This is a genomic window from Mangrovimonas cancribranchiae (genome assembly GCF_037126245.1).
Taxonomy (GTDB): domain Bacteria; phylum Bacteroidota; class Bacteroidia; order Flavobacteriales; family Flavobacteriaceae; genus Mangrovimonas; species Mangrovimonas cancribranchiae.
Genome location: NZ_CP136925.1, coordinates 680,241 through 696,346, shown reverse-complemented (window position 1 = coordinate 696,346; position 16,106 = coordinate 680,241). Strand labels below are relative to the sequence as shown.

The 16,106-nt window shown below is 34.0% G+C and carries 11 protein-coding genes; 1 reads left to right on the top strand and 10 read right to left on the bottom strand.

Annotated elements, in window-relative coordinates; translation table 11 throughout:
• Positions 1-6: 6 nt before the first annotated feature.
• The 3 genes from R3L15_RS03095 to argS are packed head-to-tail and all read right to left on the bottom strand — an operon-like array spanning position 7 to position 3,484.
• Complete coding sequence (locus R3L15_RS03095) at positions 7-1,086, bottom strand: mannose-1-phosphate guanylyltransferase (protein ID WP_338733165.1); 1,080 nt, start codon at positions 1,084-1,086, stop codon at positions 7-9.
• Between the two features lies 1 nt (position 1,087).
• Positions 1,088-1,687, bottom strand: a complete 600-nt coding sequence (locus tag R3L15_RS03090; protein WP_338733164.1) for a SprT-like domain-containing protein — start codon at positions 1,685-1,687, stop codon at positions 1,088-1,090.
• A gap of 15 nt (positions 1,688-1,702) precedes the next feature.
• Positions 1,703-3,484 carry an arginine--tRNA ligase gene (argS, locus tag R3L15_RS03085; protein WP_338733162.1) on the bottom strand — a complete coding sequence of 594 codons (1,782 nt, stop codon included), beginning with the start codon at positions 3,482-3,484 and terminating at the stop codon, positions 1,703-1,705.
• Between the two features lie 402 nt (positions 3,485-3,886).
• On the opposite strand from argS, the gene R3L15_RS03080 reads away from it, so the two are divergent.
• Positions 3,887-5,992: an ATP-binding protein gene (locus R3L15_RS03080; RefSeq protein ID WP_338733161.1), complete on the top strand. Its 2,106-nt coding sequence runs from the start codon at positions 3,887-3,889 to the stop codon at positions 5,990-5,992.
• Here R3L15_RS03080 and ctlX read toward each other — a convergent pair.
• From ctlX to cdd, 7 genes are all read right to left on the bottom strand, one after another.
• Positions 5,989-6,924 carry a citrulline utilization hydrolase CtlX gene (ctlX, locus tag R3L15_RS03075; protein WP_338733160.1) on the bottom strand — a complete coding sequence of 312 codons (936 nt, stop codon included), beginning with the start codon at positions 6,922-6,924 and terminating at the stop codon, positions 5,989-5,991. The two genes, R3L15_RS03080 and ctlX, sit on opposite strands and share 4 nt — an antisense overlap.
• Before the next feature lie 52 nt (positions 6,925-6,976).
• Positions 6,977-7,657: an SDR family oxidoreductase gene (locus R3L15_RS03070; RefSeq protein WP_338733159.1), complete on the bottom strand. Its 681-nt coding sequence runs from the start codon at positions 7,655-7,657 to the stop codon at positions 6,977-6,979.
• 9 nt (positions 7,658-7,666) lie between these two features.
• Positions 7,667-8,611 (bottom strand): M28 family peptidase, encoded by a 945-nt coding sequence (locus R3L15_RS03065; protein WP_338733158.1) that lies wholly within the window; start codon positions 8,609-8,611, stop codon positions 7,667-7,669.
• Between the two features lie 83 nt (positions 8,612-8,694).
• Positions 8,695-12,732 (bottom strand): FG-GAP-like repeat-containing protein, encoded by a 4,038-nt coding sequence (locus tag R3L15_RS03060; protein WP_338733157.1) that lies wholly within the window; start codon positions 12,730-12,732, stop codon positions 8,695-8,697.
• A gap of 157 nt (positions 12,733-12,889) precedes the next feature.
• Positions 12,890-14,497: a pyruvate dehydrogenase complex dihydrolipoamide acetyltransferase gene (locus R3L15_RS03055; protein ID WP_338733156.1), complete on the bottom strand. Its 1,608-nt coding sequence runs from the start codon at positions 14,495-14,497 to the stop codon at positions 12,890-12,892.
• 3 nt (positions 14,498-14,500) lie between these two features.
• Positions 14,501-15,499 carry a pyruvate dehydrogenase (acetyl-transferring) E1 component subunit alpha gene (gene pdhA / locus R3L15_RS03050; protein ID WP_338733155.1) on the bottom strand — a complete coding sequence of 333 codons (999 nt, stop codon included), beginning with the start codon at positions 15,497-15,499 and terminating at the stop codon, positions 14,501-14,503.
• 89 nt (positions 15,500-15,588) lie between these two features.
• Positions 15,589-16,071: a cytidine deaminase gene (gene cdd / locus R3L15_RS03045; RefSeq protein WP_338733154.1), complete on the bottom strand. Its 483-nt coding sequence runs from the start codon at positions 16,069-16,071 to the stop codon at positions 15,589-15,591.
• Positions 16,072-16,106: the final 35 nt, after the last annotated feature.

Here is a 16,106-nt window from a genome sequence, read left to right as displayed (position 1 = left end):
GGTTATTTACCCATATTGTTCTCCAAAGGTGTCTTTTACATTTTGAAGAACTTGTTTAATATTTTGCTCCTTTGCTTTAGGAAAGATAAGCAAAACTTCGTCTTTATCAACTATAATATAGTCATTTAGTCCATCAACTACTACAATTTTATCCTTGTTGCTTCTAATCATATTTCCAGAAGCCTCGTTTACCAATGTTTTGGCATTAACCACAGCATTATTATTGGTGTCTTTTTCAAGCTTATCATACAAACTTCCCCAAGTTCCTAAATCGTTCCAATCAAAAGTAGCGGGTAATACAAATACATTTTCAGATTTTTCCATAACTGCATAATCAACCGAAATATTTTCGGCTTTGGCATAATTCTCTAAAATAAAATCATACTCCTTTTTGGTATTATAATATGCATACCCTTTTTGAAAAAGTTCGAAAAGTTCTGGTTGATTATTTTTAAATGCTGAAATAACACTTTCAACGCTCCACATAAAAATACCAGCATTCCATAAAAAGTTACCTTGCGATATAAAACTTTTTGCTGTTTGGTAATCTGGTTTTTCACGAAACTGATTAACGGGTTTTATACTTTGGGTTGTTGTTTTATCAAACTCTATATAACCATAACCTGTATTAGGAAATGTAGGCTGAATTCCTAATGTTATTAACGCATCATTTTTAGCACAAAACTCGAAGGATTCTTCCACATTGTTTATAAAAGCTTTTTCATCTTCAATCCAATGGTCGCTTGGTGCTACAATCGTTACAGCATTGGGGTTTTCTTTTTGTATTTTTAAAGAAGCATATAAAATACATGGTGCTGTATTTCGCATGGCTGGTTCCAAAACGACTTGTCGTTGCTTTACTTCTGGCAACTGTTCTAGAACCAAATTATTATACTTTTCATTGGTTAAGATGAAAATATTTTCTTGTGGAATAAGTTGACTTAATCTATGAAATGTTTTTTGGATTAAGGTATCGCCTGTTCCAAGCATATCGTGAAATTGCTTGGGGTAATCTTGTGTACTTACTGGCCAAAATCGTGATCCTACTCCACCTGCCATTAATATGGCATAATAATTTTTATTCATCTTAAGAATTTATTAGTTCAACTTCTGCATTAGGATTAAAAAGGTATAGTCTTCCTGTTTTAACCTCAACACATTCATAACGCTTTACACGCTTGTTCCCTTTTTTAAAAACGCGCCCATTATAAAGTTTAAACGTGCTTCCAAAAGGTATTTCAAATATATAGGTTTTATTGTTAGGTTCGTCAAACTGTTTTAATGCTAACGAAAGCGTAACATCGGTGTCGCTTGACGCTTTGGGGTTTTTAAAATGCTTTGCTAGTAATGGTAATAGTTCCGCAGGGAAAATACTTGGATTTAAAAAAGGTAACATTAATTGTTTAAATGTTTGCTTCCATTCAATGCCATGTGGTTTAATAGATTTTCCGTAATTCTTGAATGCTTCAAAATGAGCAATCTCATGAATTAAAGTTATTAAAAACCGATAAGGATTAAGGTTTCCATTTATGGTAATTTGATGTTTTCCATTTGGTAAACGCCTATAATCGCCATGTTTTGTTTTGCGTTCGCCTGTAACTTTTATCGTAAGATGTTCTTCGGTTAGAAGTTGAAGCACATGGTATATGGCGTTATCTGGTAAGTGATTTTTTAAGGTATCATCCATAAAAAAATAAAGAGGTTACATACGTTCTGGCACTTGAATACCTAGTAATAAAAAGCCATTTTTAATAACTTGACTTACTGTTTTAGACAATTGTACTCTAAACACTTTTTCGACATCGGAATCGGCTCCTAAAATAGATACATTTTGATAGAATGAATTAAATTCTTTAACTAAATCGTAAATATAATTGGCAATTATGGCTGGACTATAATTATCGGCGGCTAATTGAATTGTTTCAGGAAATAACTGAACGTGTTTTAAAAGCTCTTTTTCTTTGTCATGTAACGTGATGTTTTCAATTGAAACCGATATATCTATATTATCTGCTTTTCTTAAAATAGATTGTATTCTAGCATAAGTATATTGAATAAAAGGCCCCGTATTTCCTTGAAAATCGATAGATTCTTTAGGGTCGAACAGAATGCGTTTTTTAGGATCAACTTTTAGTATAAAATACTTTAAAGCACCTAAACCTATGGTTTTATAAAGGTCTTGTTTTTCTTCTTTGCTATAACCATCTAATTTGCCTAATTCTTGCGAAATGTCTTCAGCAGTATTTGCCATCTCGACAATTAAATCGTCGGCATCGACAACGGTTCCTTCTCTACTTTTCATTTTTCCAGTAGGTAAATCTACCATACCATAGCTTAAATGATAGAGGTTTTTTGCCCAATCGAAGCCTAGTTTTTTTAAGATTAAGAACAGTACTTTAAAGTGATAGTCTTGCTCGTTACCAACGGTATAAACCATACCACCAACATCGGGGTAATCTTTTATACGCTGTATGGCTGTACCAATATCTTGTGTCATATAAACAGCCGTTCCATCGGCACGAAGCACCAGTTTTTCATCGAGACCTTCGTTGGTTAAATCGCACCAAACAGACCCATCGTCTTTTTTATAAAATACGCCTGTTTTTAAACCTTGATCTATAAATTCTTTCCCTAAAAGGTAGGTATTGCTCTCATAATATAAACAATCAAAATCTACACCTAAGTTTTTATAGGTAATATCAAAACCATCGTAAACCCAACCATTCATTTTTTCCCAAAGTGCGACAGTCTCTTCATTGCCAGCTTCCCATTGTCTAAGCATATCTTGGGCTTCAATAAAAATGGGCGCTTGCTTTTTGGCATCGTCTTCTAATACGCCTTTAGACATTAGTTTCTCTATCTCTTTTTTATACTCTTGATCGAACTTTACGTAGTAATTACCAACCAGTTTATCTCCTTTAAGTCCGGTAGATTCTGGCGTTTCACCATTACCAAAACGTTTCCATGCTAACATACTTTTGCAAATATGAATACCACGATCGTTAATAATTTGAGTTTTGTAAACTTTCTTTCCCGATGCTTTTAAAATTTCAGCAACACTATAGCCTAAAAGGTTGTTTCTTATATGACCTAAATGCAACGGTTTGTTTGTATTTGGCGAAGAATATTCTACCATAACAGCCTTGTCACCTTCTTTAGACGTTTCAAATCCGTATTTAGATTGCTCTCTTATTCGGTTAAAAAAATTAATATAAAAGCTATCGTTAATTTCAATATTTAAAAACCCTTTTACAACATTATAGGCTTTAACATCTTCAACATGTTCAACTAAGAAGTCTCCTATAGCTTCTCCTATTTGAACTGGGTTTCCTTTAACCACACGCAACATTGGAAAAACAACCACAGTAATATCTCCTGCAAACTCTTTACGAGTTGCTTGAAACTCTACTGAATCTAAATTCTTTTGATAGATATTTTTAACTGCTTCTTTTACTTGAATAGATAACTCTTGTTGAAGGTTCATAAGAAAACGTACTTTTTTAAGTATGCAAAGATACGTTTTATCGCGTTTTTTGGAAACATAGAAGAATCTTATTTAAAACACTCATTTTAGCTAAAACCATTTATCGATGAAATTAGCTCTTTTTCTGTGTTTTTTACCGTTCATCGAACACCCTTTTTGTCAAAAAAATCAAGAGAACCTTTCGTCTAATTTTTTCGCAATAAAACGCAAAAATTAGTTTTTAAGATGTGATTTTACAATTTTTGTTACTGTAAAAGCTATTAATTATTAAGTCCTTAATATATATAATGGGCTTTTTAAAACTAACTAACACATTTTACCTAGGTAAATAAAGAATTAGTCCGCTTCTCCATCCCTCTACAAGAAGACAGGAATTATGTGCCTTTGGTGTGTAACTATTGTATGAAGAAGCTAATTACCGTATTTGCTTTTTGTTGTCTTTTTTTTGGTTATTCTCAAACCCAAAAACAGGATAGTCTTACCGTACAATTAGCTTTTCAAAATCCAGATACCTTAAAAGTTAAGACCTCTATAGAATTAATTAAGGTATTATATGAACAAAAAGACTACTATAAAGCCCTAAAATTTATTTCGGAAAGTGAAAAATTGTCAAATAAATTAGAGTATAATTTAGGTGTTGCCAAAGTAAATTACTACAAAGCACTTATTTACACTAAAAAGAAAGACTACTTAAATGCAATGGATTATTACAATAAATCCAAAAGTATTTATGCTTCTTTAAACGACACCTTATGCATAGCCCAAATAAATAATAATATTGGTTTAATAGAAATAGAAAGAGGCCATTATAATAAAGGGTTGCAATATTCGCTTTCAGCTATAAAAGAATTTGAAAAAAGACATCTTATTAATGATTTACACTTAGCCTACAACAATCTAGCAAAGGCTTATTACAGTGTTAACAATTATGATAAAGCCATCGAGTTTTATTCAAAATCATTACATATTGAGCAACAAAATGAGGGCGATGGAGAGATTAATACCATACTAAGATTAGCCGAATTATATTCAAAAGAAAGAGAGTATAGAAAATCTATTGAGTATTACGAAAAAGGACTAAACTCAAATACGCTAACCGATTCTCTAAAAGGTGAAGTTTACCCTAAACTTGGTGGCGAATACCTACAGTTTAACGATTACGACAAAGCTGCCGAATATTTAATACAAGGATTAAAACTAAATCGTAATCTTAATAATAAAAATGGCTTATTAGTCACCTTAAATAACTTAGGAAAACTAAACCTTAAGCGCAATTATTTACGCTACGCCGAAGGGCAATTAATAGAAGCTAAAGATATTGCTGTAACTATAGACAATAAAGAAGAACAGCTTAGAAACTTTAAACTTTTAAAAGCTTTAGACTCTACCAACAAAAACTTCGATAGAGCTTTTATTTGGCAGCGTGAATTCTATCAACTAAAAAATAAACTAGACAAACAATCTCCCACTCAACAAGATACGGCACAACAAGAGGACTTTGTTGTTTCAGATTTATTTGAAACTGATGACACCGAGATAGCTCCAGAAAAAACAACAACCAACAACTCTTTAGATGCCCATAAAGAAGAAAGCAATCGATTTAAATTAATTCTTTACGCATTACTTGCCGCACTAGTCATTGTTTCTACCTTTTTAGTGTTAATTTATCTGAAACGCAATAGCAGAATAAAGTACACCCGAGCATTAGAAAACAAAAACAAGAAAATCGAGTTGCAAAACGAAGCTATTCTTGAACAAGCAAATCACCTTGAAGAAATAAACAAAGTAAAAGACAAGCTTTTTTCTATTGTATCGCACGATTTAAAAGATTCGCTAACCTCTATTAAAGGCTTTATAGATTTATTAAAAGATGGCTCTGTAACCCCCGAAGAATTTCAGTCGTTAATTCCAGAATTAAGCGAAAACGCCAACAACGCCTCTTTACTGTTATTTAACCTTTTAAACTGGTCTAAATCGCAAATGCAAGCACTTGAGCCTAATCCTAGTCTTTTTGATATTCAAGAAGTATTTGAAGAAAAAGTCCACTTATTAGAGCACAAATTAGAAAAGAAAAACATCCGACTTCAAGATAAAACTTTAAAGGATTTTGTTTACGCCGATAGAAGTATGGTTGAGATTATTATTCAAAACCTACTCACAAATGCTATAAAATTTAGCAAAGCTGGAGATATTATAACCATATCTAATCATATTAGCGCTGGCAAATCGATTATTAGTATCTCTGATACTGGTGTTGGTATCTCTAAAGAAAATCAAGATAAGTTGTTTAAAAACACGTCTTTTACAACTATTGGTACACAAAATGAAAAAGGTACTGGTTTAGGTCTTACCATTTGTAAAGATTTAGTGGAGCTTAACCATGGCAAAATATGGGTTGAAAGCGATTTAAACATAGGAAGTACGTTTTATATTGAACTCCCTAAAAGTAAACCCGAAAACGGCAACGGTAATACACAAAATTTAGCCGCTATGGCTTCTGTTAATTAAGCCTTAGGCAAAAACACTTCTGCCATCATACATCTTGCACTTCCGCCACCACAAGCTTCAATTGTATCTAATGAACTTGTAAGAATCTCGCAATGGGTTTCTATTTTTGATATTTGCCCTTGATTTAAGATTTGATAAGCAGCTTGGCTCATTACCAAGAAACGCTTTTCGTTTTCGCCTTTTACTTGCAACATATTCCCCGCAAAGCTATTTACCTGATCTTCGGTAATTGCTATAATCTCTTTTCCATCAGATTTAAGGTGCTCGATAACATTCTTACGTTCTTTTTTATCATCTATACTATCTAAACAAATTACGGCAAAGGTTTCGGCTAAACACATCATAACATTGGTATGATAAATAGCTTTTCGTTGGCCATTTACGGTTTGATTGGCATGAAAAACTACAGGTGTAAATTCAAAATCTTCGCAAAACTCAATAAACAAACTTTCATCTGCTCTTGGTGACAATGCACAATACGCTTTTCTGTTTACACGATCTAACAATAAACTTCCTGTACCTTCAAGAAAAACATCTTCTTCCTCTGCACTTGTATAATCAACAACGTCTTTTATAATAAAACCGCTATCTTCTAGTTGCGTTAAAACATCTTCACGACGCTCTAGTCTTCTATTTTCTGCAAACATAGGATACAAGGCTATGGTTCCGTTTTCATGAAATGAAATCCAATTATTTGGAAAAATAGAGTCTGGTGTATCAAACTCCGTTGTATCACTTACAACAACCACATTGACACCAACATGTCTTAGTTTTTCTACATAACTATCAAATTCTTGTTGTGCTTTTGCATTAACTGTTTCTGGTAATAAAGTATCTAAAACCTTTTGGTAATAGTTATTAACAGCTGTTTGCTCGTTCATCCTAAAGTTTATAGGACGAATCATTAATATGGTGTTTGTAGTTTGTTGCATTGTTAGTTTATTTTATGCCGCAAAATTATTTATTTTCAGCTTAAGAACAAGCTTATGGTGTAGAATTAGATACTTGAAGCATTTTTCCATTGTAATATGTATTCCCTGTTAGAGAAAACTCGGCAATATAATTGGCCATTTCTTTAGCTGATGTTGGGGCTTTATAGCCAGGAAACGCTTCTTCAAGCATTTCGGTTTGCACAGCACCTAACGCTAATACATTAAACGATGGGCCTTGTTCTTTATACTCTTCGGCAAGTAATTCGGTAAGCGTAATAACGGCGCCTTTACTAGAACTATATGCTGCTAATCCGGGAAATTTCATACTTCCTTGCACACCGCCCATAGAGCTTATAGTAACTACATGACTTGATTTATGCATAAAGGGCAATACTGTTCGTATCATTTCTGAAACTCCAAAAACATTTGTTTTATACACATAATCAAAATCGGCCATTGTTGTTTCTGAAAACGGTTTATTTAAAATGGCGCCTGCATTGTTTATTAAAATATCTACTTGGTTCCAATTGGATGTTACAAATTCGGCCACTTTTTTATAATTGGTTTCCTGACTTAAATCAAAAGAAAATGTTGTTACATTCTCTAACTTTAAATTGGCAACTGGTAGTTCATTTCTAGAAAGTGCTAAAATATTGTGTCCAGCATTGGCTAAAATTTGCACTAATTCTAAGCCAATTCCTCTACTTGTTCCTGTTATAATAATATTTTTCATGTTACTCTGCTATTTATGCATTTTAATTTCTTGCACTGGAGTGTTACTCATTTTCTCTATTGCCGGAATTGTATTGTTTATTAAATCTGTCATAAAAGTAAAATCTAACAGCTCTACCTCATCACCAACTTGGTGGTAATAATCAAAATTAGTTAAATCGCAAGATGATAATGTATGGCTTGGCACTTTAAATGCGTTATAAAATGCATAGTTATCCGATCTCTTAAACAAATTATATTTTTTAGAGACATCAGATTTACCAACCAAATTTGTATTGGCATAACCGTTTATCTTTTCTCCCATATTAGATAACTCATACCCTGTTAAAAAAGCTTGATGCTTTACATTTATTAAAGGGACGCCTATCATTTCAAAGTTTACTACAGTATAAATTTTAGCATGGCCTTCTTTTAAACGCTCTGCTAAGTGTATAGAACCTCGTAGTCCCATCTCTTCTGCCGAAAATAAAGCGAACATTATACTACGCTTGTTATTTTTTACTTTAGAGAAATACTTCGCCATTGCAATAACTGCACTTGTTCCTGTTGCATTGTCGTTTGCACCATTAGCAATAGAATCGTTTCCTACTTTTTTCCCAAATCCTATATGATCATAATGTGCTCCTAGAATGATAATTTCGTCTTTTAGCTTTTTATCTGTTCCTTCTATAAAACCAATCACATTAAATGCTTGCTTTCCTTTTACCATAAATGAATCGCGATAAGTCTTATAGTAAGGTTTTACATTAAATTCTTTAAACTTACGCGCTATAAATGTTGCGGCTTTGTCTATTCCTTCGGTTCCTGTATTACGGCCTTTAATCTCATCTGATGACAAATAAGATACCATATTTTTGAGCTCTGCATTTGATATAAAAGGCTTTTCAACTTGGCCATTTGTTTTTTTACAGCTTAAAAGCGCTAACGGAATTACTAATAAAAGTAGATGTTTCATGAGGTGTTTTTATGATTTTCCGAATATAAAAAAATCCTGTATGGATACAGGATTTTTAACAGCTATTTTAAAGACAAGTATTATCAATTTTTGACAATGATTTTTTCAGAATGGCCATTCCAACTCAGTATATAAATGCCTTCTGAAGTAGATTGAGGAATTCTTATTCTAACAGTTTCGTTTTGATGTCCATCGTTAATTTTCTCAATATCTATTTGTCTCCCACTCAAATCATAAAGCACATAAGTATCTTTTGGATTAGCATGTGTAATATGTATTACATTACCTGAAGTTACAGGATTAGGATATAAATTTGAATTTAACACATACTCATCAAGGCCTAGAGAGCCGTAAAAATAAGGAATGGCAAAATTATAAGCTTCAATACCAATTTCCTCTCCCATAAAACGTCCTGGAATATCATCTGAAGGTGGATGAATTCCTCCCCAAATACGCGATAAACTACATTGATCTGAAGCATCTCTATAGGTTGCCCATTGCAAAACCACATCGGTTGAAGGGCCTTCTTCAAAAACTAAAAATTCATTTTTTCTCGCTACAAACTCTCCCATGCCTCCAGGGAAATATTCATCGCCAGTTACTAAAGTCATTACTTCTGCTGCCGCTCTAGAAAAGGTAGAATGTCCAGAAACATATCCTGCAAAAGGAGGCGTTACAAATGAAGGTCTTTGGTAAGGCCACCAATTTTCAGCTAAAATCCAATCAACACCTGCCACATCTGTTTCTGTATCATACACATAGTCATGTCCTTTCCATGTATACAATTTAATTTTGCCTACATGTTGATTTGTAGCTCCTGCTAAAGGATCGCCTTCATCAACTACTTCTATATAATTAGGAATTAAAGGAATACCATCAACATGATAATTACTTAATGTATTATCGCTACTTTGACCTAAATTAGCCATATAACGAATAGCCGAAATAGGTCTTATATAGTCGTACCAACCTTTAACACTCCATGCAGCAACTGCCGCATCGTGCATTGCGCCACCTAAAATAAAGTAGGTTTTAACATCCCATTCTAAATCGGGTAAAATGTCGCCTTGACCATTTAACCTTTTCTCCAAATCAGGGTGATCTGACACATAATTTAGGAGTGTAAACCAATGACCTGGAGGCGTCTCAGAATCTGGTCCATCGGCCCAAAACTCTGCAAGAACCCTTGTGTAATCTCCTCTTGGAACTAATTGTTCTTCATAAGAAAGACCTGTACTAGGGTTAACAGCGTGGCCTTCGCTAGGATCTCCTCCTTCTAATAGGTCATAAAAACTAGGATGCTGTAAATAAGAGTCTGGTAAATCTTCTATATTCAATCCACCAATAGAATTGGGTGATACATCCCAAAGTACACCATCACTTGGGTCTAAATGAGAACTCCATACCGATACTAAAGAAAATGCCCATTTGTAAGCATTATTTGATGCTTCCTCTTCTGTTGCTCCTAAATAAGGCGGCTCTGATGGATCTTTAAACACAAAATAGGTATTTCCATCTCTTGTATACGTTGTTTTATCTTCTTCTGATAGAGCAAATGCATAAACATTACCCCATTCTGGGCTTAAAAAAGGTATATTATCTCCTTCTATCAAGTTACCACTTTGGTCTATATAGGTTTGTAAATTTAAAGACTGCCAACGATTGGGATATTGAATAGTACTATTTTGAAACTCTGGCGCCAATGGTGGATTAATTGATTCATAATACTCATTATCATACCCTGTACTTTCTCTAGCTCCATCTATTAATCCATAATTAATAAGCATTTCGGCGACGTAATTTCCTAAAGCAGCAGGTTCTCCTGATTGATAATCAATTGATGTAATTGATGTATCGTACCCTAATTCTTCCATTAAATAATCAAACATAAGTTGCGTTTGCTCTTGGTTTGGTGAGTTTTGGAACCTATACGTTAGCAACTTATACACAGCATAACTAATAGCTCTTCGCCTGGATTCATTTATATCTTCTGATGAAGAGAACTCCTCCAATGAGCTGCTAAACCCATGAACTTCATTTCCTATAAAGTAGGGTGTAGCTTCATCATCATATATTGCCCAAATATCATACATAGCCACACTAGAATGAAAGAGGTTTCTAGCATGTACAGTTGGTCTAGCAAAATCTTTTCTAATTGCTCCTAATAAAGCTTCATTCCAAAGTCGCGCTACAGAAACACCTTCAAATGATTCGGAAAGACCTAAGTTTACATTTAATGTTTCTGTTTGTCCTGAACAATTAGTTCCCATCTCAGTAACACTAATTTCTCCAGACTGGTTTAAGCCCCATTTAACTAAAATTTGAGAAGTGCCTTGTCCTTCTAAAATTTCCCCTCCTTGTACTTCCCAATGAGCAGTTGATTCTGGATCAATTGCGTATCCATAAATTTCTTCACTTAAAAAATTCACATTTACTGAACCGGATATTGTTCCTGATGCTAAATAAGTACAACTTCCATCACTTAACGTTGCGTTAGGATTATAATTACACGATATAGGATCTGTACAGCCATAAACCTTAATACTAGGTTCTATATTTAAATTTGTTAAACTTCCACCTTCTACAGCTTTATAAAAACTATCTATTTGAATATTTTGATCATATACTTCTAATAAACCTGATGGCCATTTTATGGTTATTTCAAGAATATTTTCATCATTATTTAATCCAAAATGTAATGGTTTTATACTTTGACTTAACATGCCTACGCCACTAAAATATCTTTTAAGTGTTCTCGTTTCTGTTGTTAAGGTAACTTCTGTCCCTATAGCACTTCTATTAGAAATAGTCCCTTCTAATGATATTTGAAACCAATTGTTACTTGAAGTAATCGAATTTTCAAAATTAAGTATAGTATTTTCGTAAAAAAACGGATTTATATCTGCATTAGTAACAAATAAATCTAAATCGCCATCATTATCATAATCAAAATCTACAGGGTTGATTCCTTCAGACAAATCATGAAGTCCAACAGAGTTTGTCGCATCCTGAAACTCATTATTGATATTAAATTCATTTTGATAATAAAAGTTATACTCGGGGCCTGAATTATAATAACCATTAGTTATAAATAAATCTTCATCGCCATCTAAATCGAAATCTGCAAATGTAGTTCCCCAAGCCCAACCAGAATTGTATAAAATTTCTTCTGATTGTTCATCATTTGAAAAATACCCATTTTCCCCATTTTTAAAAAGTGCAGACTCACCCTTACCAGTAATATAAATATCTAGGGTTTCATCTAAATTGTAATCTCCCATGGTTAACCCCATATCATCAATAGTGCTGTCTACTCCAAAATACTCTGCCTGTTCTGAAAATGTACCGTCTCCATCATTAATATATAAATAATTTGGTATTCTAAAATCGTTAGTCACGTATAAATCCATTAAACCATCATCATTAAAATCGTATGGTAATGCAGTAAAACTAGCTCTTGGGGTAGTCTCTATCATATCAGCTTCATCAGTGATATTAGTAAAAGTGCCATCTCCATTATTCCTAAACATCTGATTTGAACTACAATTACCCCATTCACAGATATAAATATCTAAGAGGCTATCGTTGTTATAATCAAACCAAGTTGCCCCAGTAAACTGGCATGTTGTTGGCAAATTAAAACCTGCCATATTTGTAACATCAGAAAAAGTACCATCTCCCTCATTATGAAATAATAATACATTATAAGTATTAGTCATTAACAAATCTGGTAGACCATCATTATCGTAATCTCCCCAAAAGGCTCCAATTTTTGGGCCATCAAAGACATAAAAAACATCGTCATCAGCATAATCTTCGGTTAGTAAATTATTTAGTCCAGAGGATAATGTTACATCTGTAAAACTGCCATTATTATTATTAATATATAACTTACTATGGGTTTTTTCAACGCCAACTTGGTCTTTTGCCTTTGCAACCACAAAAATATCATAAACATGATCTCCATTAAAATCTGCCACTGCTACGCCATGATTTTGAAGTAAGGATTCAAACCCAGCTATGTCTTCAACTCTTTGAAAAACTTGAGCTTCTAAAAAGTGGAAAGATGTATTTGCAATAAAAAAGAAAAAGAAAAGTTGGGTTAATCGTCCTTTTTTCATCGTATAAACGTTAAATTCAGTTAGTAAAAGACAACAAATTAACATTTTTTAAGAAAAAAAAGAAATTGCTACCAGCAATTCAATAAAAATTATCATTAACAAAAAAATCCTGCTAAATACAGCAGGATTTTTAATCATTTTATATCATATATAAAAACTATACTAACATTGTTACTGGATTCTCAATATATCCTTTTAAGGTTTGTAAGAATTGTGCTCCAGTTGCACCATCAACTGTTCTGTGATCACAAGCTAAACAAAGTTTCATTGTGTTTCCTGCAACAACTTGCCCATTTTTAACAACAGGTTTTTGTACAATAGCGCCTACAGAAAGAATGGCTGAATTTGGTTGATTTATAATAGACGTAAAGCTTTCTATTCCAAACATACCTAGGTTGGACACCGTAAAGGTGCTTCCTTCCATTTCTTGTGGCGTTAATTTTTTATTACGTGCTTTTCCTGCAAAATCTTTAACAGCAGCGCCTATTTGCGGTAAGGTTTGCTCGTTAGCAAACTTAACCACAGGAACTACCAAACCATCTGGCACAGCAACAGCAACACCAATGTGCACATGGTTATTCATACGCATTTTATCATCAAACCACTGCGAATTTACTTGCGGATGCTGTTTTAATGCTAAAGCACAAGCTTTAACAACAATATCGTTAAATGAAATTTTGGTATCTGGTAAGGAGTTAAACTGTTGACGAAATGCAATAGCATTATCCATATCAAACTCCACATTTAGATAGTAATGTGGTGCTGTAAATTTAGATTGCGCTAAACGTTTTGCAATTGTTTTACGCATTTGAGAGTTAGCAACCTCATCAAAATCTTCTTGTCCTACAGGCACAAATTTACTTACTGATGCTCCGGCAGTTGCTGGTGTAAAGTTTTCTATATCTCTTTTTATAATGCGTCCATTTTCTCCAGAACCTTGTACTTGCGATAAATTAATATGACGCTCTTCGGCCATTTTTTTAGCTAATGGCGATACAAATAAACGATCTCCAGAAGCTGTTGTTGGCGCAGAGTCTACCGTTTTGGTTTCTGCTTTTGGCGTTTCAACTTTAGGTTCTGTTTTGGGTGCTGTTTCTTTTTTAGGTGCTTCTGCTTTTGTTTCAGTAGAAGGTGCTTTAAAATTCTTGGCAATGTTAGAAACATCTGTTCCTTTAGGGCCAATAATAGCTAACAACGCATCTACTTTGGCCGATTCTCCTTCTTGCAGCCCAACATGTAACAAGGTTCCAGATTGGAATGATTCAAATTCCATGGTGGCTTTATCGGTTTCTATCTCTGCCAAGATATCACCTTCTTCAACGTTATCACCAACTTTTTTTAACCAAGTGGCAACCGTTCCTTCTTCCATGGTATCACTTAATCGTGGCATAGTAACCACTGTAACACCCTCTGGAATATCAACAGCTTCAGAAGACTCTTCTGAAGTAGTTTCATCTGTTTTAGGAGTTTCTTCTTTTTCAGAATCTGAACTTGTACTTCCATTAAGTAACTCTGAAATATCTTCGCCTTCGTCTCCAATAATAGCTAAAAGCTCGTCTACTTTTGTTGTTTCACCTTCTTGCACACCTATGTGAAGCAATGTTCCTTCGTGAAAAGACTCAAACTCCATTGTAGCTTTATCGGTTTCTATTTCGGCCAAAATATCACCTTCTTCTACTTTATCACCAACTTTTTTTAACCAAGTGGCAACCGTTCCTTCTTCCATAGTGTCGCTTAATCGCGGCATATTAATTACTTCGGCCATAGTTTATAGTTTATGTTGTAAAAATGGATAGTCTTCTTGTTCGTAAACGACATCGTACATCACGTTTTTGTCTGGATATGGTGATTCTTCTGCAAACTTCTCACATTCTTTCACTAAATCTTTAACACGCTTGTCAATGGTTTTTATATCATCTTCGGTAGCATAGTTTTTTTCAAGAATAATATCTTTTACTTGTGTAATAGGATCTATTTTCTTGTACTCTTCTACTTCTTCTTTTGTACGGTAATGCTGTGCATCACTCATTGAGTGTCCTCTATAACGATACGTTTTTAATTCTAAAAATGTTGGTCCTTCACCTCGTCTAGCACGTTGAATTGCTTCATCAAATGCTTCGGCTACTTTTACTGGATTCATACCATCTACTGGACCACAAGGCATTTCATAACCTAAACCTAGTTTCCAAACATCGGTATGATTAGCTGTACGCTCTACTGAAGTTCCCATAGCGTAACCATTATTTTCACAAACAAATACTACTGGTAACTTCCAAAGCATTGCTAAGTTGAATGATTCGTGTAACGAACCTTGTCTTGCAGCACCATCGCCAAAGCAACAAATAGTTACAGCGTCGTTGCCTTTATATTTATCGCCAAATGCAAGTCCAGCACCTAAAGGAATTTGGCCTCCTACGATACCATGGCCTCCATAAAACCCGTGTTCCTTAGAAAAGATATGCATGGAACCACCAAGGCCATGCGATGTTCCTGTAGATTTACCATACAGCTCTGCCATGACTCTTTTAGGATCAACGCCCATACCAATAGGTTGTACGTGATTACGATAAGCGGTTATCATTTTGTCTTTGGTTAAATCCATAGCGTGTAAAGCACCTGCTAATACAGCTTCTTGACCATTATACAAGTGAAGAAAACCTCTAACTTTTTGTTGAATATACACTGCGGCTAGTTTGTCTTCAAACTTGCGCCAAAACAACATATCTTCGTACCACTTTAGATATGTTTCTTTAGTTACTTTTTGCATTGATTGTGTTTGTTTAAAAACCGAATAACAAAAATAGCATTTTACTTATTAATGAAAAAACCTGAAACCCTTAAAAATTCACGAAAACGTTATAGAAAGGACTTATCAAACCCTAAAGGTAATAAGTCTGCTAGCGAATTAGACTTAACCACTTTACCTGTTTCTCCCATAAAATAAATTTCTATAGGGGTTTCTTGTTTTACTTCGTATTCTGCAATAGCTTGTCTACATGCGCCACATGGCGGAATAGGTGTTATGGTTGGCTGCATTCTTGAACCTGCTGTAATGGCCATTTTTAACACTTTAGCATCTGGGAAGTTTGCTCCAGCATAATATATAGCAGTTCGCTCGGCACAAAGTCCAGATGGATAAGAGGCATTTTCTTGATTGTTACCCGATATAACTTCGTTATTATCTAGCAATAAAGCTGCTCCAACACTAAAATTAGAATATGGGGCATAGGCTTTAGCCCTTGCCTCCATGGCTACTGCCATTAATTTAGCGACATCTTCGGGCAATTCATCTACATTATTAAATACCATTAATGTAGCTTCTATTTTAATCTCTTTCATATTATAAAGTTATTAAAAACTATTGGAGACAAAAA

Bases quoted from the DNA above. Each gene is read 5' to 3' on its own strand.
- R3L15_RS03080 (WP_338733161.1), top strand. From the start codon at position 3,887: ATGAAGAAGCTAATTACCGTATTTGCTTTTTGTTGTCTTTTTTTTGGT.
- R3L15_RS03060 (WP_338733157.1), bottom strand. From the start codon at position 12,732: ATGAAAAAAGGACGATTAACCCAACTTTTCTTTTTCTTTTTTATTGCA.
- R3L15_RS03095 (WP_338733165.1), bottom strand. From the start codon at position 1,086: ATGAATAAAAATTATTATGCCATATTAATGGCAGGTGGAGTAGGATCA.
- R3L15_RS03055 (WP_338733156.1), bottom strand. From the start codon at position 14,497: ATGGCCGAAGTAATTAATATGCCGCGATTAAGCGACACTATGGAAGAA.
- pdhA (WP_338733155.1), bottom strand. From the start codon at position 15,499: ATGCAAAAAGTAACTAAAGAAACATATCTAAAGTGGTACGAAGATATG.
- cdd (WP_338733154.1), bottom strand. From the start codon at position 16,071: ATGAAAGAGATTAAAATAGAAGCTACATTAATGGTATTTAATAATGTA.
- R3L15_RS03090 (WP_338733164.1), bottom strand. From the start codon at position 1,687: ATGGATGATACCTTAAAAAATCACTTACCAGATAACGCCATATACCAT.
- argS (WP_338733162.1), bottom strand. From the start codon at position 3,484: ATGAACCTTCAACAAGAGTTATCTATTCAAGTAAAAGAAGCAGTTAAA.
- R3L15_RS03065 (WP_338733158.1), bottom strand. From the start codon at position 8,611: ATGAAACATCTACTTTTATTAGTAATTCCGTTAGCGCTTTTAAGCTGT.
- ctlX (WP_338733160.1), bottom strand. From the start codon at position 6,924: ATGCAACAAACTACAAACACCATATTAATGATTCGTCCTATAAACTTT.
- R3L15_RS03070 (WP_338733159.1), bottom strand. From the start codon at position 7,657: ATGAAAAATATTATTATAACAGGAACAAGTAGAGGAATTGGCTTAGAA.